At 70.8% G+C, this 23,332-nt stretch carries 16 protein-coding genes; 4 read left to right on the top strand and 12 right to left on the bottom strand.

Annotated elements, in window-relative coordinates; genetic code table 11:
• Nucleotides 1-97 precede the first annotated feature (97 nt).
• The 4 genes from ACZ5SK_RS27460 to ACZ5SK_RS27445 all read right to left on the bottom strand — a co-directional run bounded on the left by ACZ5SK_RS27460 (nucleotide 98) and on the right by ACZ5SK_RS27445 (nucleotide 7,631).
• The gene (locus tag ACZ5SK_RS27460) at nucleotides 98-2,227 is read right to left on the bottom strand and encodes an ABC transporter ATP-binding protein (protein ID WP_361705577.1); all 2,130 of its coding nucleotides are present in this window, start codon (nucleotides 2,225-2,227) and stop codon (nucleotides 98-100) included.
• A gap of 115 nt (nucleotides 2,228-2,342) precedes the next feature.
• Nucleotides 2,343-3,101: an NUDIX hydrolase gene (locus tag ACZ5SK_RS27455; RefSeq protein ID WP_334576642.1), complete on the bottom strand. Its 759-nt coding sequence runs from the start codon at nucleotides 3,099-3,101 to the stop codon at nucleotides 2,343-2,345.
• A gap of 130 nt (nucleotides 3,102-3,231) precedes the next feature.
• Nucleotides 3,232-5,151 (bottom strand): glycogen debranching N-terminal domain-containing protein, encoded by a 1,920-nt coding sequence (locus tag ACZ5SK_RS27450; RefSeq protein ID WP_468157476.1) that lies wholly within the window; start codon nucleotides 5,149-5,151, stop codon nucleotides 3,232-3,234.
• 611 nt (nucleotides 5,152-5,762) lie between these two features.
• A complete protein-coding gene (locus ACZ5SK_RS27445; protein ID WP_468576665.1) occupies nucleotides 5,763-7,631 on the bottom strand; it encodes a DUF4192 domain-containing protein in 1,869 nt (622 codons plus the stop codon).
• A 303-nt stretch (nucleotides 7,632-7,934) separates the two neighbouring features.
• Here ACZ5SK_RS27445 and ACZ5SK_RS27440 point away from each other — a divergent pair, with 303 nt between their 5' ends.
• The gene (locus ACZ5SK_RS27440; RefSeq protein ID WP_334576644.1) at nucleotides 7,935-9,491 is read left to right on the top strand and encodes a M28 family peptidase; all 1,557 of its coding nucleotides are present in this window, start codon (nucleotides 7,935-7,937) and stop codon (nucleotides 9,489-9,491) included.
• Between the two features lie 99 nt (nucleotides 9,492-9,590).
• On the opposite strand, the gene ACZ5SK_RS27435 is transcribed toward ACZ5SK_RS27440, so the two are convergent.
• Nucleotides 9,591-11,750 (bottom strand): RecQ family ATP-dependent DNA helicase, encoded by a 2,160-nt coding sequence (locus ACZ5SK_RS27435; RefSeq protein WP_334576645.1) that lies wholly within the window; start codon nucleotides 11,748-11,750, stop codon nucleotides 9,591-9,593.
• A gap of 337 nt (nucleotides 11,751-12,087) precedes the next feature.
• On the opposite strand from ACZ5SK_RS27435, the gene ACZ5SK_RS27430 reads away from it, so the two are divergent.
• On the top strand, nucleotides 12,088-12,708 hold the full coding sequence (locus ACZ5SK_RS27430; RefSeq protein WP_079659060.1) for a hypothetical protein: 621 nt from the start codon (nucleotides 12,088-12,090) through the stop codon (nucleotides 12,706-12,708).
• Between the two features lie 381 nt (nucleotides 12,709-13,089).
• Here ACZ5SK_RS27430 and ACZ5SK_RS27425 read toward each other — a convergent pair whose 3' ends face one another.
• The 3 genes from ACZ5SK_RS27425 to ACZ5SK_RS27415 all read right to left on the bottom strand — a co-directional run bounded on the left by ACZ5SK_RS27425 (nucleotide 13,090) and on the right by ACZ5SK_RS27415 (nucleotide 15,215).
• Nucleotides 13,090-13,728, bottom strand: a complete 639-nt coding sequence (locus ACZ5SK_RS27425; RefSeq protein WP_334576646.1) for a hypothetical protein — start codon at nucleotides 13,726-13,728, stop codon at nucleotides 13,090-13,092.
• A 68-nt stretch (nucleotides 13,729-13,796) separates the two neighbouring features.
• Nucleotides 13,797-14,498, bottom strand: coding sequence for a ribonuclease HII (locus tag ACZ5SK_RS27420; RefSeq protein WP_079659062.1), 702 nt, complete (start codon nucleotides 14,496-14,498; stop codon nucleotides 13,797-13,799).
• Nucleotides 14,499-14,591: 93 nt separating this feature from the next.
• Nucleotides 14,592-15,215 (bottom strand): TetR/AcrR family transcriptional regulator, encoded by a 624-nt coding sequence (locus tag ACZ5SK_RS27415; RefSeq protein ID WP_334576647.1) that lies wholly within the window; start codon nucleotides 15,213-15,215, stop codon nucleotides 14,592-14,594.
• A 187-nt stretch (nucleotides 15,216-15,402) separates the two neighbouring features.
• Here ACZ5SK_RS27415 and ACZ5SK_RS27410 point away from each other — a divergent pair, with 187 nt between their 5' ends.
• Nucleotides 15,403-16,950, top strand: a complete 1,548-nt coding sequence (locus ACZ5SK_RS27410; RefSeq protein ID WP_457494419.1) for an MFS transporter — start codon at nucleotides 15,403-15,405, stop codon at nucleotides 16,948-16,950.
• A gap of 331 nt (nucleotides 16,951-17,281) precedes the next feature.
• Here ACZ5SK_RS27410 and ACZ5SK_RS27405 read toward each other — a convergent pair whose 3' ends face one another.
• From ACZ5SK_RS27405 to ACZ5SK_RS27395, 3 genes are all read right to left on the bottom strand, one after another.
• A complete protein-coding gene (locus ACZ5SK_RS27405) occupies nucleotides 17,282-18,187 on the bottom strand; it encodes an ADP-ribosylglycohydrolase family protein (RefSeq protein ID WP_334576650.1) in 906 nt (301 codons plus the stop codon).
• Entirely contained in the window at nucleotides 18,184-18,858 is a 675-nt protein-coding gene (locus tag ACZ5SK_RS27400) for a histidine phosphatase family protein (RefSeq protein WP_334576652.1), read from the bottom strand. Before ACZ5SK_RS27400 ends, ACZ5SK_RS27405 begins: the two co-directional genes overlap by 4 nt.
• Nucleotides 18,859-18,963: 105 nt before the next feature.
• On the bottom strand, nucleotides 18,964-19,569 hold the full coding sequence (locus ACZ5SK_RS27395) for a YdbC family protein (protein ID WP_334576654.1): 606 nt from the start codon (nucleotides 19,567-19,569) through the stop codon (nucleotides 18,964-18,966).
• A gap of 154 nt (nucleotides 19,570-19,723) precedes the next feature.
• Between ACZ5SK_RS27395 and ACZ5SK_RS27390 the strand changes: the two genes are divergently transcribed.
• On the top strand, nucleotides 19,724-20,254 hold the full coding sequence (locus ACZ5SK_RS27390) for a TerD family protein (RefSeq protein ID WP_334576655.1): 531 nt from the start codon (nucleotides 19,724-19,726) through the stop codon (nucleotides 20,252-20,254).
• Between the two features lie 114 nt (nucleotides 20,255-20,368).
• Here the strand turns inward: ACZ5SK_RS27390 and ACZ5SK_RS27385 are convergent, their stop codons facing one another.
• Nucleotides 20,369-23,269, bottom strand: coding sequence for a vitamin B12-dependent ribonucleotide reductase (locus ACZ5SK_RS27385; protein WP_334576656.1), 2,901 nt, complete (start codon nucleotides 23,267-23,269; stop codon nucleotides 20,369-20,371).
• Between the last annotated feature and the right edge of the window lie 63 nt (nucleotides 23,270-23,332).

The raw sequence follows: 23,332 nt of genomic DNA, 5'->3' as shown, positions 1-23,332 counted from the left end.
ATCGCTCACCCCGTCGCAATTGACGCCTTATCGGAAAGAAATGGGCTTTCTCCGGGGAGTTGCGCACAGGCCCGGACGGGATGGGCCCGGAGGGGCGTCATCGGACCCTGCTGCGCAGGGTCGTGAACACATACGCGCACAGCAGAGCCGTCAGGGACAACGTCAGCGCTCCACCGACGGGTTGGGCGAGCACGCGCGCCACGGCGAACAGATAGCGCTCTCCCCCGAAGGGCCATTGCACCAAAAGCGTCTCGCGCAACCGCATCGAGAGTCCGGCCGCCGCCCGCACCGACGTGCTCTCCACGGCCTTCTGTACGAGGGGTACGACGACGACGGGCACGGCGACCACTGCCGCCAGCCCGGCCGTGGTGGACCGGAAGACGCCGGCGGCCAGAACACCGGCCCACGCGCAGCCGACCACGAGACCGAGCCAACTCGCGCTCAGCGCAAGCCACTCCGCGGGAACCTGCGCGAGCTCCCGTCCGTAGACGAGATAGAGCACTTCGGCATCGCAGCCCACCGTGAGGAAGGCCAGCATCAGGGCGGTGAGAGCGGCGACGAGGAGCTTGGCGGTGAGTACCCCCAGCCTGCGGGGCACGGTGCCGCGGTCCGCCGCCAGGGCGGGGTGGCGGAACTCGTCTCCGAAGGCCAGCGCACCGAGCAGTCCCGCGCCGAGCGCGGCGGGCGGCAGCGGCAGTTGCACGGGCCACGCGGCCAGCAGCCGCGCCTGCGAGGTATGGCCCACCCGGGCCAGGAGTACGGCGGCGAGGGCGGAGACGACCAGTACCGCCGCGCCGGTGAGGAATCCGGTGCCGATGCCGGCGGCTCGGCGGAGTTCGTAGCGGAGGGGCCGCAGGGGGCTGGGGGCGGAGCGCACGGAGATGGGGGGTGGCAGGGCGGGCAGGGTGTCGAAGGCACGGGAGGCGGAGGGACGCCGGGAGTGCCGAGCGGGGGGCACGGCGGCCGGCTCGGCGCTGGGGGGGCGCTGGTCCACGGCGGCTGCCTCGGTCGCCGTTGCGGTCGTGGTCACGCCCGGGATGGTTTCGGCCGTGCCGCCGACAGTCTTAGCGGCGGCACCGGGCCCGGAACCGCCGCCAGACGCCGGAAGGGCACCACGAGGGGGCACATCGGTCGGGCGGCCTGGCGCGGGGGATGCCGATGGCTCGTCCTCGGGCGGGCGCGGCGCTTCAGCGGCGTCGGCCTCCTGGGCGCCGTTCTCCGCCCGTGCGTCCCCGAAGGCCTTCGGGCCTGCCATGACCGGCCCAGGGACTCCGACGGCGGCCGGCTCCCCCGCTGAGGAGGCCGACCCTGCTTCGGGGCGCGTCCGACGCGGGACCTGCGCTCCCGCCCCCGGCCCCATGTCGCCTGTCTCGTCGGCGAGTTGGTGGACGAGGATGCCGTGCCGGAACGCCGTCTCGCCGACATGGGCGCAACTGCTGCCGTACACCGAGAGCCGGTTGCCGTCCTCCTGCACGACTTCGAGGGAGCGTTGCGCGGCCCGGGCCTCCTTGGCGAGCAGGCCGGCCAGGCGGACGGCGTGTGGGCTGCGGACGGCCACCCGGGGGCGCAGCCGGGTGCGGGCGAAGTCGGCGGCCTCCTGATCGGCGACGAGTCTGCCCCGGTCCAGGGTGACGACGCGGTCGGCGGTGCGGGCGGCCTCCTTGGGATCGGCCGTGGTCATCAGAACGGTGCCGCCCTGGTCCGCGTGCGCGCGCAGCATGCCGTGCAGCCAACGGTGCTCGCGCCCGGCGAGCCCGTCGGCCGGGTCGTCGAGGACGAGGGTGTGCGGGTCCGCGAGGAGAGCGCAGGCCAGGCCGAGCCGACGGTCCATACCGCGGGAGAGGGTGCCGAGGCGTTCGCCGCGCAGGCTGACCAGGCCGACCACCTCGAGCACTTCGTCGGCCCGCCGGACCGGAACGCCGGCGGCCGCGCACAGCATGCGCAGATGGCCGCGGACCGTGCGGGCCGGGTGCCCGGGCACATCGCCCAGGAGGACGCCGACCTCACGGGAGGGGTGGGCGATGCGATGCAGGGGGCGGCCTCTGAAGTAGGCGAGGCCGCGGCCCTGTTGGAGTTCGAGCAGGAGTCTCAACGCCGTGGTCTTGCCCGCGCCCGGCGCTCCGAGCAGTACGGTGACGCGGCCCGCGCGCGCCTCGAAGGAGACGTCGTCGACGGCGGGCGGAAGCGCCTTACGGGAGTTGCTGGTCAGTCCGAAGGCCTGGATCACCCGCAGCAAGATAGCGCGTTATGTCCGTTTTACCCGAGTGCCGCACGGTCGTCCGCGCAGGCGATCGACTCGTTCGGGTTCCTGTCCGCACTTCAACGGCCACGGCAGGACGGTGTCACACCTCGGGCCGCAGCATCGGCGGGTTGAGCAAGGTCGCACCGCCCGCGCGGAAGAGCTGCGCAGGCCTGCCACCTTGCCGGGTGGTGGTGCCGCCGGTGGGTACCAGGAAGCCGGGCGTGCCCGTCACCTTTCGGTGGAAGTTGCGCGGGTCGAGCGCCACTCCCCACACCGCCTCGTAGACCCGGCGCAGTTCGCCGACCGTGAACTCGGTGGGGCAGAACGCGGTCGCCAGAGACGAGTACTCGATCTTGGAGCGGGCCCGTTCCACCCCGTCCGCGAGGATCTGCGCGTGGTCGAAGGCGAGCGGCGCGACCGGTTCCCCGTCCCGGCCGTAACCGCCGTGCTGGAGGAGTTCCTCGACGGGCGCCCAGCGCGCGTTACTGGCGTCGCCGCCCGCTCGCGGAGCCGGCAGGTCCGGGGCCAGCGCCAGGTGCGCGACGCTCACGACGCGCATCCGGGGGTCACGCTTGGGATCGCCGTACGTGGCGAGCTGCTCCAGGTGGGCGCCGTTGTCCTGGGCCGGGACCGAAGGGTCGTGGGCGCACAGTCCGGTCTCCTCGGCCAGTTCGCGAGCCGCCGCCTGGGTGAGGTCTTCGTCGGCCCGCACGAAGCCGCCCGGAAGCGCCCACCGCCCCTGGAACGGCGCCTCGCCCCTGCGCACCGCCAGCGCGCACAGGGCATGGCGGCGCACGGTCAGCACGACCAGGTCCACAGTGACGGCAAAGGGCGGAAACGCTGACGGGTCGTAGGGCATGCGGCGATCATAGTCGTCTTCCTGACGATAAACACTCCCTTCGTCGGCCGCCCGGATGGCTGATCCCCTACGGTCGCGCGCGGCCGTCAGCATGCGCCCCGGCGTCCGTCCTGCGCCGCGTCGCACGAGGTCACACCCCCAATTGCAACCCGTCGGCCGCTTCCTCCACCAAGGCGAGTCCGAGCCGACTGACCCGTACGGAGAAGGGGGCGCCCGCCACCCGTAGACCGGTCAGGGAGATCTCGCCCAGAGGCACGCTGGGCACAGGGCGCAGTGTGACGGTTCCGGCCGGGGCGTCGGGCCGGACGCCGGCCAGGGCGGTCAGCAGCAGGACCCCGGCCGCCGCAGCAGTGGCGGCGGGACGGCAGGCTGCCGGATGGGGAAGGGGAGCGCTGCCGTCTCCGCGCTGCTCTCCCGCGTACATCTCCGGGAGGCGGTGGCCGAAGGCCTCGGCCGCCGCCAGTACGCCTCGCAGCAGCCCGGCGCTCTCCTTCTCGTAGCCCGCGGCGGCCAGGCCCGCGACGGCGATCGCCGTTTCGTGGACCCGTACGGCTCCGCTGCGGTGGCCGAAGGGGTTGTAGCCGGCTTCCTTCACGCCGAGACCTCGCAGCCCCCAGCCCGAGTCCATGACGGGGCTGCCGAGCAGCCGGGCGAGTTGTTCGGTCTGCACCCTGTCCAGCAGCCCGGGGGCGAGGGCGCCGCCGCCCAGCAGTCCGGTGTCGAGGAGGTGGACGGCGGTCGCGCCGAGGTGGGGCAGCGGGCGCCCGTCCGGGGTGCGGGCGGCCGCGGGTCGGCCACCTCCCCGGTCGTCGATCCAGAAATCCCGTCGGAACACGGCACGCACGGCCCGTGCCCACTCCCGCAGGCCGCCCGCGCCCGGTCTGGCGCAGGCGTCGAGCAGATCGGCGCCGAGCAGTGCCGCTCGGTGGGCATGGGCCTGTGTCTCGCAGCGGACGGGCCCGCCGGGCTGGGGGTCTCTCAGGTAGGGCCCGTCGCCGACCGTGGCGCGCAGCCAGGTCAGGCAACGCTCGGCCGTCGGCAGCAGTTCCTCCGTCTCCTGGTCCGGCAGGCCCCATCGGCGGGCCTCCGCGAGGAGTACCGGGAAGAGCAGCGTGGCCTCCGTCCCCGTACACCCCGGCGGCAGATGGGCGCCCGCGTCGCGCCGGGGGCCGGGGATCATGCCGTACCGCGGACCTGGGCCCATGACCTGGGTGCGCGCCAGGGTGCGCAGGGTGCCCGCGGCGAGGCGGGTGCCGAGGGGCAGCGTCATACGGGCCGCGGCCAGCGCCTCGGCCGGGGCCATACCGCAGCGCCACGGCGCCCCTGCGGCGAGGTGGATGTCGGCGGGGTGTGCGGGGTCGCGCACCAGCAGGGCCTGCAGATCATCGAGGCTCGTCGCCAGGAGCGCCCGGACGCGTGGGTCGTCGCCCGTCGCGCGTGCCACAGCCAAGGGGCTCGTAGCCGTCCGGCCCACGGCCCGGACCGGGCCCGCCCCGTCCAGGCGAACTCTCAGCTCCACGCAGACGCTGCCGCCGGGAGGGACCTCGAAGTCCCAGCGCAGCAGCCCGGCGGAGGCGATGGCGTCGGCGGGCGGTGGGTCGGCTGTGACGCATGAGGTTCCGGTTGCACAGGACCAACGCAGGCCGGAGTCGTGGACGCTGGCCGGCAGTTCGGGGCCCACGGCGCCGGACGCGATCGCCCCCAGGTCGGCCAGGTCGGCGCCGAGGGCCAACTCGACCGGAAGCCGCAGCGGCCGTGCGGCCGCGCTGTGCAGGGTGATCCGCTCCGTGCCGTCCGCGCAGCGCGTCCGCTCGACGACGACGTCCGGGTCCGGGCCGCCGTGCGGGGTGACGCGCAGGGTGCCGACGAAACGGGCCCGGTCGGCCGACGTCATCCTCGCCTGGACCACCAGCGGTTCGCGTCCCGCCACCCGCACCTGGCAACGGGAGAGGATGCGCCGGCCCGCCCGGTAGAACCCCTCCAGTCCACGCCCGGTCAGCTGCCCCTGTTCCGTCGAGATCGCGAGGCCCGGCAGGGCGACGCAGATCATCGCCGTGTGGGCGGGCGGCAGGCCGGTGGCACGAGGTGGGGCGGGCGACCGGGGCGGTGGAGCGACCCCTCGGGACGAGGGTGCTGACGACAAGCGGGATGGCTGCGTGCGGCGGGGCGCACCGGTGGGCTCGGCGGTGGGCGTGCCCCGGATCCGCCCGTCCGCGGACAGGCCGGAGACGCCCCCGGGCCCGGCGACCGGCCGACGTGGCCGCTCGTCTTCGGAGGGTCTGGCCTCTTGCGGAACGGGCCTGCCGGAAGGAGATTGGCCGGCGCCGGCGCCATGGGCCAGCCCAGGGTTGTCGAGGGTGAAGCGTTCGTCGGCGGCGGAGGGCGGAGTCGGCTGATGCATGCGGTGACTTCCTCTGCTCTCTGGGCGCCTCGGGCAGGTGCGAGGCCGGGTGGAAGGCTCCGACAGGGCGGGTGCGCTGCGGCGGCACGACCGTGCCGGTGTTCCGCCACTCAGGTGAACGGGGTGGCACTCCCCCAGGTCACGCCCCCACGGCTCAGGCCCCACCGAATGGCCTCCGGAACCGCGGGTAGCGAACACGCCGCCCGGACACGCCGTTGCTCACCGGCAGACGAGCGTCGTGCACCGGGACGCGGGGGGTGTCACGCCTTCCCCGTGGCTTCGTCGCCTTCGGGCCGCGCACCTTCCGCGCCGCCGCCACGACGTCGTGGGGAGGCCTTGCCGGCGGGGCGGGGGCGGGATCCTCCTCGGCTCGGCGGGGTGGGGTGCGTGGTGTGAGCGGTGTGCATGCTCGGGGAATGCGAGCCAGGGCCGTTCTTTCCCGGCGCTCGGCGTAGCGGTTCCAGCCCTTGCTCTGCGCCTGCCGCAGCCGGCTCATGGGCGACGCCCACACCGGAGGCTCGGGTACGGCGGCGCCTGCGGGCGGTCGTGAGCGGTGGCGTCGACGCGGGCCCCGATGTGCATGCGGCCGGGCCGTGAGGGCCCGAGCCCCGGGCCTCCTCGACCTCATCGGGACGGTCCAGGTCCCTGGCTTCGCCGGAACGGTCCCTATCGACGTCCATGTCGAGGTCCCCGTCCCCGTCGCCGTCCACGTCCACGTCTGTGTCCGTGTCCCCGGGCGTGTCCTCGGCGGCTTGCCGATCCTCCGTGCCGTCAAGGCCGTCGGGGTCCTTGACGTCCTTGGAGCGTTCGGAGCTCTCGGGCCCCTCGGCCGTCGCCGCCTTGCCCGGACTCTGTGCTGCCGTGTCCCGTCCGCGTTCCTCGCGCTCGGCGCGCAGACAGCGTCGTACCGACTCGGGGTCGAGGCCTTCGTTGCAGGCCTGGTGGAGGAGGCGGGCGAACAGATATGCCGGGTCCGCGCCCAGGGCCATGGCAAGGGCCTCCCTCGCCTCGAGCTCGTCACCGCTGGACCAGGCGACCCAGCCCGCGAGAGTGAGGGGCGCCGCCGCGTGTTCGCCGTAGGGCCCGACGCAGCGACGTGCCAGTGCCCGCCACAGACGCAGGGCGGGAGCCGCCTCGTCGCCCTCCATCCACGCAGCGGCCCGGTCGCGGGTCACCCGGTCCTGAAGGCCGAGGATCAAAGCTGCCGCTTCGTCGAATCCGAGCAGTTCGTCGTCGCGGTGGTCCGCCATGAGCATCCCCGACACGATGGGCGACTCGGCGAAGCGTCGCATGACCCGTCCGGCGAGTTCGAGCGTCTCCTCGCCCACCGCCGCGCGACTCGACTCGTCCAGGATCCTCGGAATGAGGGCCATGCCGGCGGTGTCCAGGGCGACTTCCTGCTCCACTGCGGCAGCGGTGTCCAGGGGCAGCAGTCGGGCTCGCAGTTCGCGCAGGGTCCCCCGGACCTGGATCCCGGCATAGGTCGCGGCTGCGGCCAGTACCGAGGTCCCGGGCAGGCCCATCGGGACGCCCTCGACCGGGCAGCAGCCCTTGCCGCCGCAGCAGTACGACCAGAAATGGCCGTCGGAGATGCAGAGTGCCTCGATCACGGGGATGTCGAGGCGGCCGCATTCGAGACGGAGTTGGTGGGCCAGCGACTGCAGCCGTTCCATGACCTGTCGGCCCGTCTCGCCCTTCGCCGGTTCCTGGCAGAGGTAGGCGACCATCTGCGCGGGACGGTTGCCACGGCGTTCGCTGCCCGCCACGAGACCCTGCGCCAACTGCCGCGCGACCGCTCCCCAGTCGTCCGGGTTCGCGGGAATGCCCAGGCGGGCCCGGCCACCGAACCGGCCCCGTCCGCCCAGGTCGTGCAGGGCGACCAGGACGATGCTGTCCTCCGGCCGGTACCCGAGCAGGTAGGGCAACGCGTCGGCCAGTTCGCCCGGGGTTCGCAGGGTCACCTGGTGGGCGGCGGGGCTTGCGCCGTACTCGGCGTTCCCCTCGTACCTCGTGTGGCTCACGTATGCCGTGTGTCCGTCGGAGTTTCCGTCCGCGTGTCCGTCATCTCCCTCGGGTCCGGTGATGTCGCCGTTTTCGGAGGATCCAGTGGTTTCGCTGTGATTCGTCATGCGGAGACGATCTCGCGGATCCCAAGACTCCGCTTGGCCTGTGGATAAGTCCGATCAGGGACACGTCAAATGGGTGATTGCAGGGGCGCACATCCCGCCGAACACCGCGGCGCGCCCGGGCTTCGCGGGACGTCCACCGGGTCGGGATCGCCCGCACGAGCCCTGGACAGCCGCATTGGCCTCCTACAGCGGAATGATGATCAATGGCGCGACAAAAGACGTAGTTATGACACATCTGTTCACATGACGCACTGATGATCGCTAGCTTCCTCTCGACTTTGTGCCCACGGGGAAGGAGCTTCTGTGAACGCATCCCGTCGAAGAGCCGCGGCCACCCTGGCCGCAACCGCACTCTCGATCCCGCTGCTGCTCGCCTCCACCTCACCCGCCGACGCCCGCAAGGACGACCCGGGCAAGGCGGCCGCCAAGCTCTCGAAGACACTCGTTCGTGAAGCGTCCGCCAAGGACGCCTACAAGCACCTTCAGAAGTTCCAGCAGTTAGCCGACTCGGCCGGCGGCGATCGCGTCGCCGGCTCACCGGGACACGACGCGTCGGCCGCCTACGTCTACAAGCTGCTACGGAAGGCCGGCTACCGCGTCTCGTACCAGAAGTTCGAGTTCGTCTACACGCAGACGCAGGCCGAGAAGATCTCGGTCCTCTCGCCCACACCCGGCGACGTTCAGATCAAGGCGCTGACGTACACCAAGTCGACGCCGGTGGGCGGCATCACGGCCGACCTGGCCGCTGTCCCGGTCGACGCCGACGGCACCACCGGCTGCGAGGCCGGCGACTACGCCGCCGGCACGTACACCGGCAAGATCGCCCTGATCAGGCGGGGCGGCTGCTCGTTCGCGGCCAAGCAGGAACAGGCCGCCGCGGCGGGCGCGATCGGCGCCATCATCTACAACAACATCGACGCGGGGTACGGCCCGCTGTCGGGCACCCTCAGTGACCCGGCCGCCGCCAAGATCCCCACCGGCGGGATCAGCAAGGCCGACGGCGAGAGGCTCGCCGCGGACGCCGCCGAGGGCCCTGTGACCATCTCCTTCGAGATCCGCCAGTTCCAGGAGCGGCGCACCACCGACAACGTCATCGCCGAGACACGCGGCGGCGACGCCACCGACACCGTGATGCTCGGCGCTCAGCTGGACACGGTGCCGGCGAGTCCGGGCATCAACGACGACGGCTCCGGCTCCGCCGGGCTGCTCGACGTCGCGCTGAAGCTGGCCGAGAAGGAGAAGCACCCACGCAACAAGGTGCGCTTCGCCTGGTGGTCGGCCACGGAGAGCGGCCTGGTCGGGTCCGACTACTACGTCGCGCACCTCACGCCGCTCGAAAAGCAGCAGCTCAAGCTCTACCTCCACTTCGAAATGATCGCCTCACCGAACTACGGCCTGTTCGTGTTGGACGGCGACGGCTCGGACGGCGCCAACACGCAGGACGTACCACAGGGTTCGGCTCCCCTGGAGCACGACATCACCGAGTTCCTCGGCCGTCGGGGGCTGCCGCACGCGGGCACGCCGTTCGTCAGCCGCTTCGACTACCGCGCCTTCGTCGACGCGGGCATCCCCTCGGGTGGCACGTTCAGCGGCGCGGAGGCCATCAAGACCCCTGCCGAGGCAGCGAAGTTCGGAGGGACGGCGGGCGTCGCGTTCGACGTGAACTATCAAACGGCCGGCGACACCATCAAGAACGTCAACATGACGGCGTTCGGCATCAACATCGACGTCATCGCCAACGCCGTGGGCACGTACGCGCACGATCTCAGCTCCCTGAGGAACCCGGCTCCCACGGTGCGGACAGGCAGCGGTCACGGCGGCGCGCCGGCGTCGGCGGCAGGCCCAACGGCCACGATGTGACCGAGTAGCCCGGCTCAGGCCCCCGGTGCCGGCGTCCCGGTCGACGGACCCTGCACCGGGGGTCGCGCCCGCGCTCCCCCTCCCGCACGCGAGGGACGCTCACCCTGCCGCGGCGAGGACCAGCGGGAGGACCTCCTCACAACCTGCCTGGCGGAGCAGGCGGGCGGCGACTGCGAGGGTCCACCCGGACTCGGTGCAGTCGTCCACGAGCAGAACGGGGCCGGGCGAGCCGGCCAGAGCTCCGGCCAGTTCCTCGGAGACCGTGAAAGCCCCGGACAGCGCCCTGAGGCGTTGGGCGGAGTTGCTGCGGCGCGTGACGTGGGCGTCGCTCGGCCCGGTGTACGTCAGCGTGCCCAGGAAGGGGAGGTGGCCGACGGCCGCGATTCCCTCGGCGAGCGAACCGACCAGCCGTGGGCGGGAAACGGACGGCACAGCGACGACTCCCACCGGTCGGGCGGAGGCGTCCGGGGCATGGGACGCCCATCCGCCCGGGGAGCGCGCCCAGTCGGCGAGGACCGCCACCGCGGCCCGCAGGACGTCGTCGGGGACCGGCTCGTCGGGCGCGTTCTCCGCCAGCATCGGGCGCAGCCGGTTGCCCCAGCCGATGTCCGAGAGACGCCCCAGGGCCCGCCCGGTGGAACACTGCTCCTTGACCGGAATACGGCCCTTGAGGTCGATGCCCAGTGCGGGCATCCCCGTCGGCCACATGCGGCGCGGCTCGATCTCCACGCCGGGGCGGTCCAGTTCCTTCGCCGCGCCGGTCAGCGTCTCCGCCGAGACAGAGGAATCGACCCAGGCCCCGGCGCAGTTGTCGCAACGGCCGCACGGAGCCGCGCCCTCGTCGTCCAGCTGTTGGCGCAGGAACTCCATCCGACACTGGGATGTGCTCGCGTACTCGCGCATGGCCTGCTGCTCGGCCGCTCGCTGCTTGGCGACCCAGGTGTAGCGCTCGGCCTCGTACACCCACTCCGCTCCCGTAGCCGTCCAGCCGCCCTTCACCCGCTTCACCGCGCCGTCGACGTCCAGCACCTTCAGCATCGACTCCAGCCGGCTGCGCCGAAGATCCACCGCCGCCTCCAGCGCCGGCACGGACAGCGGCCGTCCCGCACCGGCGAGAGCCGAGAGGGTCTGGCGGACCTGCGCCTCGGGCGGAAAGGCGGTATCGGCGAAGTAGCGCCAGATGGCCTCGTCCTCCTTGCCCGGCAGCAGCAGCACATCGGCGTGGGCCACCCCGCGGCCCGCACGGCCCACCTGCTGGTAGTAGGCGATCGGCGAGGAGGGCGAGCCGAGATGGACGACGAAGCCCAGGTCCGGCTTGTCGTAGCCCATGCCCAGCGCCGAGGTCGCGACCAGCGCCTTGACCCGGTTCTCCCGCAGGTCCTCCTCGGCCTGCAGCCGGTCGGCGTTCTCCGTCTTCCCGGTGTACGAGGCCACCCGAAAGCCGCGCTGCCGCAGAAAGGCGGTGGCCTCCTCGGCCGCGGCCACCGTCAGCGTGTAGATGATCCCGGAGCCCGGCAGCTCGTCCAGGTGCTCGGCGAGCCAGGCCAGGCGGTGCGCGGCGTCCGGCAGCCGCACCACGCCCAGCCGCAGGCTCTCCCGCTCCAGCGGGCCGCGCAGCACCAGAGCCTCACCGGCGCCGGTGCCCAACTGCTCGGCCACATCGGCGGTGACCCGCGCGTTGGCGGTCGCGGTGGTGGCCAGTACCGGCACACCGGCGGGGAGCTCGGTGAGCATCGCCCGCAGCCGACGGTAGTCGGGGCGGAAATCGTGGCCCCAGTCGGAAATGCAGTGCGCCTCGTCCACCACCAGCAGTCCGGTCGTGGCCGCGAGCCTGGGCAGCACCTGATCGCGAAAATCCACGGCGTTGAGGCGTTCCGGACTGACGAGGAGAACATCGGTCTCGCCGCGCTCGACCTCCTCGTAGACGGTCTCCCACTCCTCCGGGTTGGCCGAGTTGATCGTGTGCGCCCGGATGCCGGCGCGGGCCGCCGACTCGACCTGGTTGCGCATCAGCGCCAGCAACGGCGAGATGATCACCGTGGGGCCGGAGCCACGCCGACGCAGCAGAGCGGTGGCGACGAAGTACACCGCCGACTTGCCCCAGCCGGTGCGCTGCACCACCAGTGCCCGTCGACGCTCCCGCACCAGAGCCGCCACCGCATGCCACTGGTCCTCCCGCAGCCGCGCCGACCCCCCAGGGGCGCCGACGAGCTCGGCGAGGATGGCATCGGCTTCGGCGCGGAGTTCCAGATCGTCCATGCCCCCATGCAACAGGACGGCACGGACAATCGGCCAATTCGATCAACCCGACGACAGGCTCACGAACGGTCGTCGAACCCTTGCCTCAGAGTGACGGGCGGGACGTTGACTGTGGACGCACGCGTCGTCCCAGGAATCATGGGGTAGGGATATAAGACACTCACCGCCATATAACGGTCGGTGGCCCCAATTGCTCGTTGCCGCATCCAAGTTCGACAGGAAGAATTGAGGTCCGCTCCCCGCACGGCTCGTCCGTAGTCCGGTAGGGCTTTGTTGCGGTGCGCGCTCCCCCGAATCCGACCCGCCCGCTGTGTGGGCCGTAGCCGAAGGGAGGATCGTGACCTTCGGATTCGCTCCGTCCTCGGCGGCATCGTTGTCGACGTCCACGTCCGCCACATCCGCCAGCCGACTGCTCGAGCCTGCCGAATGGGCCGCGGCCGGCATACCGCTGCTGCGCAACCCTCGGGAAGTGGTCAGCGGGCTGCACTCGCGGCACCGGCCACGGCCGGCCACCGCGATCGTGGCCGTGCTCGACCCCGACGAGCGAGTGCGGGCCAGCGCCTCGTTCACCCGGCGCCAGGCCTCGAGCGACGGCTGGATGTTCCGCAACGCCCTGCTCGCCCAGCTGCGTCGGGTCATCCCGCACGACCTGCGGCTGCGCACGCCGGTGCGCACCGCCGTGCTGCTCTACTGCCGTGAGGGCGACGCCCGTTGGACGGAGGAGGACGGGGCCTGGATGTGGGGCCTGCGTGACGCGTGCACGCTGCACGGGTTGCGCTGTGGGGCCTACATCACCCTGACCCGGGACGGCTGGCAGGTCCTGGGAGAGGGGCGCGGAGGCCGTCGGCCGCACGCGGATTCGACTCCGGAGCCGTTCGCCCTGTCCGAGGCCCCGCCGCTGCTGCCCCGGACCGGTGGCGCCGCCTCGGACGTACTGCGGCGCGCGGCCGCCCGCTAAGGCGTCCGGCCCTGAACGCCGTCCCTGAACGCCCGAGCGCCGCGCAGAAGCGCGGAACCCCGCCCCGACGAGGCGGGAAGCCGCCGAGCACGGCCGCTCAGGGCCCGACACACGTCGGCCCCACAGAGCTCGACCCGACGCGCGTCGACCCGATGTACATCGTCACGCGGTGGACCGAACGGCCCTCGCCGAATGTGTACGTCGTGGCTGCCGGCAGGGGCTGTGACACGCTCCCTGTAGCCACCGCCGAGGGCGCTTCCATCGGGGGCGGCGGGCCCTGTCGGACGGAGCCCGGTGGAGCCGCCCCGGAGCACACCGCAGAGGCGTCGCAACAGCGACGCCTCCGTCGGCCCCGGAGCCTCCCGGCCTACCGGAACCTGCTCAGACGCCCGCGCCCAGCACCGCGTTGATCTGCTGCGGGTCGCCGCAGACGATCAGCAGCGCGGCGGCCCGAGTGAGGGCCAGCGGCAGAGCGGTGGCGGCCACGGTGTCGGCACCGCCGTTGACGGCGACCACGACGACGGGACGCACGCCCGCTCGGCCCGCCACGGCGGCGTCGGCGTAGAAGACGTCGTCTCCCACGTCGTGCTGCGCCCAGTAGGGCGCCTCGCCGAAGGACAGTTCGTGGGCGGCCCAGGGGTGCTGTTCGCCGGTGGTGATCACCAGCACGTCCCCCGGCGCACGGCCCGATTCCAGGAGGAGGTCCACGGCCTCCTCGGCGGCGTCCAGCGCGCCCTCGGCCGAGGCCGGGATCAACTGGACCTGAGCGGTCGCCGAAGCGGGCGCGGCGGCGGCAGGAGCGGCCGGGGCCGAGGGCCCGGGCTGGGCGGCCACGTCACGCGGTGCGCGTTGCACCGGCGGCGTGGGCCGGAGGGGTCCGGGACGACCGGGACGCGACGGAGCCGCGGGACGGGGTCCGGGTACAGGTCGAGGGGTCGGCGCGGTGCGGCCGCTGGCCGGAGTCGCGCGGGGACCCTGGGCACTCTCGTGAATCTGAGGCTCCTCGGGAATGAGAGGCATGAGCTGTTATTTATCAAACGTTGGTGCGGCACGCGCCAGCGGGTGGCACATCGGTGCGGCCGGAATCGTCAGAAGTCGAAGCCGAGCTGGCCTTCGATCTCCGCAGTGCTTCCGTTCGCCCAACTGCGGGCCTTCTTGAGGTGCCGCCACTGGGGCAGCGCATCAAGATACGCCCACGACAAGCGGTGGTACGGGGTGGGGCCCCGCTCCTCCAGTGCGGCCTTGTGCACGGGCGACGGATACCCGGCATTGTCCGCAAAACCGAAGTCTGCATGGTCGATACCCAGTTCGGCCATCATTTTGTCGCGCCGGACCTTGGCGATCACCGAGGCCGCCGCGACCGCCACGCACGAACGGTCGCCCTTGATCACCGTGCGGACCTGCCACGGCGCTCCGAGATAGTCGTGCTTCCCGTCGAGGATCACGGCGTCCGGGCGGATCGGGAGGGCCTCCAGCGCCCGCCCAGCGGCGAGCCGCAGCGCGGCGGTCATCCCCAGGTCGTCGATCTCCTCCGGAGAGGCGTGCCCGAGGGCGTACGACGTCACCCACTTCAGCAGTTCCTCGGCAAGCTCGGTGCGCCGCTTGACGGTGAGCAGCTTGGAGTCGGTGAGGCCCATGGGGGGTCGACGGAGTCCGGTGACCGCCGCGCAGACGGTGACAGGCCCGGCCCACGCACCGCGGCCCACCTCGTCGACACCGGCGATGACCTTCGCTCCGGTCGTGGCGCGCAGGGAGCGCTCGACAGTGTGAGTAGGTGGTTCGTACGGCATGGCGCCCTTAGATTACGCCGACGGGATCCCGTCGCGACACCCCGGTAGGCGCCGACCCCTCACGGGCCGGTGACCCGGGCATCGCCAAGTCGCTCAAGGGGCGTCCGGTCGGAGCAGCGGCAGCATGAATCCGTCGATCATCTCCTCGAGATCGCGATCATTCCATTCGCATGCGCACATCTTCGATCGATACATCATCATGGCTGGAATGGCGTCGAAGACGAAGCCGTTCGCCGCGTCGGGCCGCACCTCGCCCCTATCGATCCCCCGGCTGATGACCTCATGAAGGAGCTTGACCGTCGGCTCCACCACTCCCTCGAAGATGACGGTGTGGAAGCGCTCCGCCTGGACCGGATCGCATTCGTGAATCACCGAGCGCAGTGCGGAACCGGGCCGGGAGAACATCGCGTCACGCGCCTCGCGGCACAGCGCCACCAGGTCCTCACGCACGCTCCCCAGATCGGGCGCGGCATCCAGCCGGGGCAGCCCGGCCCGCAAGGCGTCCGCGACCAGGTCCTCCTTGGACGGCCAGCGGCGATAGACGGCGGCCTTGCCGGTCTGGGCGCCGGCCGCGACGCCTTCCATCGTGAGCGCGTTCCAGCCGACGGTGCCCAACTGCTCCAGTGCGGCATCGAGGATCGCACGTTCGAGCACGGCGCCGCGCCGACGGGGGGAGGTCGCCTGAGCAGGGGCGGCCGTCCAGCGCGAAGTAACCATCTGAGTGTCTCCAGCGAGCAGAGGGAGCGGGGATTACGGGGTGGAGCGGGGCAGTGCACGGCCGCGACGGGGGACACGCCGAAAGGCGACGCCGCAAGTGAACGCTTGCGTTCACTATGAGGGACTCACTACGGTTGACGGGCCAGTGAACGCCAGCGTTCACTAACGCTCTTGTGGGGGACCCATCGTGACAACCTCTCAGTTGATCCAAGACCAGAAACCGGGTGCAGCCCGCAGGGAGGGCCATCCCGGCATCGCGCTCACCGTCATCGCGGCCTGCCAACTCATGGTGGTACTCGACGCGACGATTGTGAACATCGCGCTGCCGCACATTCAAGAGGCGCTCAAGTTCAGCACTACCGACCTCACCTGGGTGGTCAGCGCCTACACGCTCACCTTCGGCGGTCTGCTGCTGCTCGGCGCCCGAGCCGGCGACATCCTCGGCCGACGCCGGGTGTTCATGGCCGGCATCCTGCTCTTCACCTTCGCCTCGCTGCTGGGCGGACTGGCCCAGGAGCCCTGGCAGTTGCTGGCCGCGCGCGCCCTGCAGGGGGTGGGAGGCGCCATCGCGTCGCCCACCTCGCTGGCGCTCATCACCACCACGTTCCCCGAGGGTCCGGAGCGGAACCGGGCCTTCGGTGTCTTCGCCGCCGTCTCCGCGGGCGGCGGCGCCATCGGCCTGCTCGCTGGCGGCATGCTCACCGAGTGGCTCGACTGGCGCTGGGTGCTGTTCGTCAATGTGCCCATCGGAGTGCTCATCGCGACCCTCGCGCCGCTGTACATAAGCGAGTCGGAACGGCACCCCGGGCGCTTCGACATCGCCGGCGCGCTGACCTCGACGACCGGCATGGCCTCCCTGGTCTACGCCTTCATCCGGGCCGCGGAGGAAGGCTGGCGGGACAGCCTCACCCTCGGCGCCTTCGGCGCCGCGCTGGTCCTGCTCGTCGCCTTCGTGTTCACGGAAATGCGGGCCAAGGAACCGATCACCCCGCTGAAGATGTTCGCCGACCGCAACCGCTCCGGTACGTACGTGATCATGCTGAGCCTCGCTGCGGCCATGTTCGGCATGTTCTTCTACATCGTCCTGTTCGTACAGAACGTACTGGGCTACAGCCCGATCAAGGCCGGTCTCGCCTTCCTCCCCGTCACGGTCGCCATCGCGACGGGCGCGGGTCTGTCGCAGCGGTTCCTGCCGGTCCTGGGCCCCAAGCCGTTCATGGTCACCGGGACCTCGCTGGTGGTCGTCGGCCTCACCTGGCAGGCCTTCATCAGCCCGGACAGCACCTACGCCGGCGGAGTGCTCGGACCGATGGTGATCTTCGGCTTCGGCATGGGTCTGAACTTCGTGACGGTGACGGTCACCGCGGTCGCGGGTGTCGCCCAGCACGAAGCGGGCGCGGCATCCGGCCTGCTCAACGCCACGCAGCAGGTGGGCGGTTCGCTCGGACTGTCCATCCTGACGACCGTCTTCGGCACGGCCAGCAAGGACGAGGCGGAGAAGCAACTGCCGAAGTTCCTCGCCGACGGATCCGCGGAGCAGAAGGCCGAGTTCACCAAGACGCACCAACTGCCCGCCCCCTGGGGGCATGACGTACTCGCCCAAGGCATCTCCACCGCGTTCGTCCCGGCCGCCGCCATGGCCGCGCTCGCCCTTGTGACGGCCTGGTTCGTGATCCGCGTCCGCAAGAGCGACCTGGAAGCGCTGTCCGGTACGGCGGGCCCCACGGCCGGCTGACGGGCGAGCCCCACGGGCCGACCTCGGAGTGTCTCCGCCTGGCACGACACAGGCGCGTCCACCGCTCCCCGGTCGGCCCGGTCGGCCTGCCCGGCACCTGTGCAGCACCAGCATGATCACGAACAAGACGAACCGCATGCCCAAGCCCTACGCCCCCTAGGTCGCTCCCACCGTCACCCGTCCTCCGCACGCACACTTCGCACAGCGGATGTCGGAAGAACGCACGAGCGGTCACGCAGAGTTCCCGCCGAACACCGAGAGTTGCGCAGGAAACTGCCCACCCCGCGCCCCGCATCTCACACGCCACACCTCGCGTCCCGCATCCCACGGGTCACGCAGACGCCGGCACCCACCCAGGCAGCGCTTCCACCTGCTGCGCCCATGCCGCGGGAGGCGTCCCCGACTTGCCGGAGGCCAGAACGCCGCCCACGATGGCGCAGGTCGTGTCCACGTCCCCGCCGACCTGCGCGGTCGTCCAGAACGCGGCCTCGTAGTCACCAAGTGCCCGGGCGGCCGACCAGATGGCGAAGGGGACGGTGTCATGGGCCGACGTGCGCCTCCCGCAGCCCAGCACAGCCGCGACGGTGGACGCGTCGGCGTAGTCGAGCATGTCCCTGGCGCGCCTGAGACCCGCGCCGACGGCGCTCTTCGGGACGAGGGCGATCACACCGTCCAACAGCGCCTCGGCGCTGGGCGGACCTCCGGAGGCACCGGCCAGCGAGGCGGCCGCGGCGACGGCCATGGCCCCGACCACGGCCTCCCGGTGCTGATGTGTGGGGTAGGCGGAGATCTCCGCCTGATGGGTCGCCTGCTCGGGATCGTCCGCGTACCAGGCGCCCAAGGGGGCGATCCGCATCGCGGCGCCGTTGCCCCAGGACCCCTGCCCGTTGAACAGGGCGGCGGACAGCTCGCGCCAGTCGGCGCCCTCCCTGACCAGTCTCAGCAGCCGGTTGACGGCCGGACCGTACCCGCGGTCGAAGTCATGGTGCTCTGCGAAGGCGTGGGCCAGAGCGTCCTGATCGATGCGGTGGTGGGCGGCCAGGACGGCCACGACAGAGCAGGCCATCTCGGTGTCGTCGGTCCACTGCCACGGGCCGGGAGGCAGCTCACGGCGCTGCAGCAGGGGGTAGTTCACCGGCACGAAGAACTGTGAGCCCAGCGCGTCGCCCACGGCGAGGCCACGCAGGCTGGCCAGGGCGCGCCCCAGGCGCCCGTCGGGAGAGGAGTCAGCGGTCATCGCTCTGCCACTCTATCCGTGATCCCGTACGGTTCCGGGTCTCGCCAGCGGTTGAAGGGCCGGTCGAGCGTGTACCTGCCGTCGTCTCCGAGAACGAGCATCCGCATCTCGGCGTTCCCCGGATTCGCGAGGGACTCGAACTCGGCGACCGTCCAATGGAACCAGCGCATGCAGAACAGCCGCATCGCCAGGCCATGGGTCACCAGGAGCACGTTCGGCGGGTGGTCGGGGGCCTCGAAGCTTCGGAACAAGCTCTCCAGGAAGCCGCCGACCCGGTCGTAGACGTCGGCTCCGCTCTCGCCCTGGGCGAAGCGGTAGAAGAAGTGCCCGTAGGCGTCCCGGTACGTCTTCTGCAGTCGTACGTCGTCGCGGTCCTGCCAGTTCCCCCAGTCCTGCTCGCGCAGCCGCGGCTCCTCACGTACCCGTATGAGGTCGGGATCGAGGTGGAAGGCACGGAGCGTCTCGTGCGTGCGCCGGTATGGGGAGACGTACACACTGACCCGCTCGCGGCCGAACACCTCCCGCAGGTTCTTTCCCGTCGCCTCTGCCTGCCGCCGGCCCCGCTCGGTCAGGGCCAGTGCATGGTCGGGTTCACGCTCGTAGACGGTGTCATCAACATTGCCCGTTGACTCCCCGTGCCGGACAAGGACGATGCGCCGTGGTCGTGCCATGCCAAAACCCTAGATCGGATCACGGCCGATCGAGCACTCGTACGGCCTCCATACAGCGCAGGTCACACAGATCCCGCACCAGAAGGCGCAAAACACCGCAGGTTTTCAAACCGTCCAGGTCGACTCGAGCTCCACGATGTCACCGGTGAGGGAGGAGATGTCCGCCTCCGTCTGGGCGCGCAGCGCGAGCCGCTCCACGCGCTCGGTGCGGTACTTTCCGTGTTCGGCCGCCGAGCGCCACATCGACAGCACCAGGAACTCGTGCCCGGGCGCCTCGGCGAACAGCCCTCGGATCATGCCGGGCGAGCCGGCCATGGCGGGGTTCCACACCTTCTCCTGCATCAGGGTGAAGTGCTCGGCGCGTTCCTCGTGGACCCGGCACAGGGCCACCCGCAGCAGGTCGGAGTCGGTGAAACGGGGCTCGAAGCCCGTCTTGACGTCGAAGCGGTAGTCGAACAGCCGCACCTGAGCGTCCTTGAAGGTGCCCGACTGCGTCGCCGCCAGCCGGTCGTGGGAGCGCGCCATGAAGGAGTCGTAGAAGGCTCGGCTCTCCCAGAAGGCGAAGACATGCGCGACCGAGGGCCGCCCCCTGCTCCAGCCCCCGCCCTGTCCCCGAAACCCCGGCTCCCCCAGAAGCCCCGCCCACTTTCGCTGTCCCCGTTCGAAACCGCGGCGGTCCACCACGGTGCAGCGAATCCACTTGACCAGCACCGCGCCATGGTAAGGCCACCGGGCGTGGCGTCGGTCACGCTTGGGATCGGTGCAGCGCTGCGACGGCGCACGCGCGCGTGGCAGGATGGACAACCGGCCCTGATGGTCCGGCAGTTCGGGGCGACGGCAGACGGGGAAACGGGGAGGGGAGTCCGTGAGCGGCCTCAACAAGGGAATCCGCAAGATCGAGATGGCGCTGAAGTGGGACCCGAGTCCGGCGGGGCAGCCCCCCACGGATCTGGACATCGTGGCCGCGACGTACCTGGCGGGCGATTCCAGCGGCGCCCCTGCCTATGTCGTGCACTTCGACAGTCGTTCGCCCGACGGCACGATCTACCTCAACCGGGACAGCAAGGACGGCAAGGGCTTCGGCTGGGACGAGGTCATGACGCTGGAACTCGACCGGCTGGACGCGCGGTACGCGCGCGTGGTCGTCGGCGTCGTCATCCAGCAGAACCCGGAGCACCGGACCTTCGTCAGCGTGCTCAACCCCGCCTTCCGGATTCGAGAGGGCTACAACGTCCTGGACGAGGACGACTTCGCCGGTGTTCTCGGGGCGACCGCGGCGACGGTCGGGGAGTTCGTGCGAGAGACCGACGGGTGGTCGTTCCACGCCGGCGTCCAGGGCTTCGAGGACGACCCGGCGACGTTCACGAGGATCATGGGCCAGGTACGCCAGTCCTGACGGCAGCGCCCGCAGAAGCACGCCTGGAGAAGCCTAGGGACGCCGAGGGCGGTGGAGCCGACAACCGGTTCCACCGCCCTCGCCCACTGGTTCAACCCCAGCAGGTGTCCGGCATCAGCTGCAGCCGCTGGTCGAACCGCAGCCCTCGCAGATGTAGCAGGAACCGGCCCGCTGCATCTTCGTCCCGCAGGAGAAGCACAGCGGGGCGTCGGCCTGGATGCCCAGCTGCATCTCCACCAGTTCGGCGCTGGTGTGGGCCTGCGTCGGGGCGGGCTTGGCCGCCTCGACCTCGGCCTTCGGGGTGGCGACGGCCTTCAGGTCCGTCGGGCGCGGGGCGGACTGGGCGAGGCCCTCCACGTCCACGTCCTCCTCCTCGAGGGTCGGCTCGTACGAACCGGTCTCCAGGTGGCGCTGACGCTCCTCGGCGGAGTGAATGCCGAGCGCGGAACGCGTCTCGAACGGCAGGAAGTCGAGCGCCAGGCGGCGGAAGATGTAGTCGACGATCGACTGCGCCATCCGCACGTCCGGGTCGTCGGTCATGCCGGCCGGCTCGAAGCGCATGTTGGTGAACTTCGAGACGTACGTCTCCAGCGGCACGCCGTACTGGAGGCCGACGGAGACCGCGATGGAGAAGGCGTCCATCATCCCGGCGAGGGTCGAGCCCTGCTTGGACATCTTCAGGAAGACCTCGCCGAGACCGTCGTCCGGGTAGGAGTTGGCGGTCATGTAGCCCTCGGCGCCGCCGACCGTGAACGAGGTCGTGATGCCGGGACGGCCCTTGGGCAGGCGCTTGCGGACCGGGCGGTACTCGATGACCTTCTCGACCGCGGTGCGGATCGTGTCCTCGGCCTTCTCGGTGATCTCGGTCTTCTCCTTCTCCTTGGTCTTCGCGGAGAGGGGCTGGCCGACCTTGCAGTTGTCGCGGTAGATCGCGAGCGCCTTGACGCCGAGCTTCCAGGCCTCGAAGTAGATCTCCTCGACCTCCTCGACGGTCGCCGTCTCCGGCATGTTGACCGTCTTGGAGATGGCGCCGGAGATCCAGGGCTGGATCGCGGCCATCATGCGGACGTGGCCCATCGGGGAGATGGCGCGCTCGCCCATGGCGCAGTCGAACACCTCGTAGTGCTCGGGCTTGAGGCCGGGGGCGTCGATCACGTTGCCGTTGTCGGCGATGTGGGCGACGATCGCCTCGATCTGCTCCTCCTGGTAGCCCAGGCGGCGCAGGGCCTGCGGGACGGTGCCGTTGACGATCTGCATCGAGCCGCCGCCGACCAGCTTCTTGAACTTGACCAGGGCGAGGTCGGGCTCGACGCCCGTGGTGTCGCAGGACATCGCCAGACCGATGGTGCCGGTCGGGGCGAGCACGGACGCCTGGGAGTTACGGAAACCGTTCTTCTCGCCGAGGCGCAGCACGTCCTGCCAGGCCTCCGTGGCGGCGGCCCAGACCGGGGTGTCCAGGTCGTCCATGCGCACGGCCGTGCCGTTGGCGTCGGAGTGCTGCTTCATGACGCGGTTGTGGGCGTCGGCGTTGCGGGCGTAGCCGTCGTACGGGCCGACGACCGCGGCGAGCTCGGCGGAGCGGCGGTAGGCCGTGCTGGTCATCAGGGAGGTGATGGCGCCGGCCAGCGCGCGGCCGCCCTCGGAGTCGTAGGCGTGGCCGGTTGCCATCAGCAGGGCGCCGAGGTTGGCGTAGCCGATGCCGAGCTGGCGGAACGCGCGTGTGTTCTCACCGATCTTCTGGGTCGGGAAGTCCGCGAAGCAGATGGAGATGTCCATCGCGGTGATGACGAGCTCGACGACCTTCTGGAAGCGGTCGGCCTCGAAGGACTGGTTGCCCTTGCTGTCGTCCTTGAGGAACTTCATCAGGTTGAGCGAGGCGAGGTTGCAGGACGTGTTGTCCAGGTGCATGTACTCGCTGCACGGGTTCGACGCGGTGATCCGGCCGGACTCGGGGCAGGTGTGCCAGTTGTTGATCACACCGTCGTACTGGATGCCCGGGTCGGCACAGGCCCACGCGGCCTCGGCGAGCTTGCGGAACAGCGCCTTGGCGTCGACCTTCTCGATGATCTCGCCGGTCATCCGGGCGCGGAGGCCGAACTCGGTGCCGTTCTCGACGGCCGTCATGAACTCGTCGTTCACCCGGACGCTGTTGTTGGCGTTCTGGTACTGGACGGACGTGATGTCGTCACCGCCCAGGTCCATGTCGAAGCCCGCGTCGCGCAGAGCGCGGATCTTCTCCTCTTCCTTCACCTTGGTGGCAATGAAGTCCTCGACGTCCGGGTGGTCCACGTCGAGCACGACCATCTTGGCGGCCCGACGGGTGGCGCCACCGGACTTGATGGTGCCGGCGGAGGCATCGGCGCCACGCATGAACGAGACCGGGCCGGAGGCGTTGCCGCCGGAGGACAGGAGCTCCTTGGAGGAGCGGATGCGGGACAGGTTCAGACCGGCGCCCGAGCCGCCCTTGAAGATCATGCCCTCTTCCTTGTACCAGTCGAGGATCGACTCCATGGAGTCGTCGACGGCCAGGATGAAGCAGGCGGAGACCTGCTGGGGCTGCGGGGTGCCGACGTTGAACCAGACGGGGCTGTTGAAGCTGAAGATCTGGTGCAGGAGGGCGTACGCCAGCTCGTGCTCGAAGATCTCGGCGTCGGCGGGCGAGGCGAAGTACTTGTGGTCCTCGCCGGCCTGCCGATACGTCTTCACGATGCGGTCGATCAGCTGCTTGAGGCCGGTCTCGCGCTGCGGGGTGCCGACGGCACCGCGGAAGTACTTGCTGGTGACGATGTTGACCGCGTTCACCGACCAGAAGTCGGGGAACTCGACGCCACGCTGCTCGAAATTGACCGAGCCGTCGCGCCAGTTGGTCATGACGACGTCACGGCGCTCCCAGGCCACCTCGTCGTACGGGTGCACGCCGGGGGTGGTGTGGATGCGCTCGATACGCAGGCCCTTCGTGGTCTTGGCGCCCTTGGCGCGGGAACCTCGTGCCGGACCGCTCGCCGTCTCTGTCATGCCGCCTCCCTGGTACGGGCATAAACGCCCTGAAATGCCACGTTGTTCCCGTGACACGGTGTT

The organism is Streptomyces sp. NPDC031474 (assembly GCF_055581185.1).
Note: the sequence above shows the minus strand (reverse complement) of the source record. Positions and strands in the feature narration are given on the sequence as shown.

Coding starts and splice junctions, on each gene's coding strand:
- ACZ5SK_RS27445 (WP_468576665.1), bottom strand. CDS start 7,631: ATGACGAATCACAGCGAAACCACTGGATCCTCCGAAAACGGCGACATC.
- ACZ5SK_RS27425 (WP_334576646.1), bottom strand. CDS start 13,728: ATGCCTCTCATTCCCGAGGAGCCTCAGATTCACGAGAGTGCCCAGGGT.
- ACZ5SK_RS27400 (WP_334576652.1), bottom strand. CDS start 18,858: ATGGCACGACCACGGCGCATCGTCCTTGTCCGGCACGGGGAGTCAACG.
- ACZ5SK_RS27405 (WP_334576650.1), bottom strand. CDS start 18,187: ATGACCGCTGACTCCTCTCCCGACGGGCGCCTGGGGCGCGCCCTGGCC.
- ACZ5SK_RS27415 (WP_334576647.1), bottom strand. CDS start 15,215: ATGGTTACTTCGCGCTGGACGGCCGCCCCTGCTCAGGCGACCTCCCCC.
- ACZ5SK_RS27385 (WP_334576656.1), bottom strand. CDS start 23,269: ATGACAGAGACGGCGAGCGGTCCGGCACGAGGTTCCCGCGCCAAGGGC.
- ACZ5SK_RS27450 (WP_468157476.1), bottom strand. CDS start 5,151: ATGATCTGCGTCGCCCTGCCGGGCCTCGCGATCTCGACGGAACAGGGG.
- ACZ5SK_RS27455 (WP_334576642.1), bottom strand. CDS start 3,101: ATGCCCTACGACCCGTCAGCGTTTCCGCCCTTTGCCGTCACTGTGGAC.
- ACZ5SK_RS27420 (WP_079659062.1), bottom strand. CDS start 14,498: ATGCCGTACGAACCACCTACTCACACTGTCGAGCGCTCCCTGCGCGCC.
- ACZ5SK_RS27435 (WP_334576645.1), bottom strand. CDS start 11,750: ATGGACGATCTGGAACTCCGCGCCGAAGCCGATGCCATCCTCGCCGAG.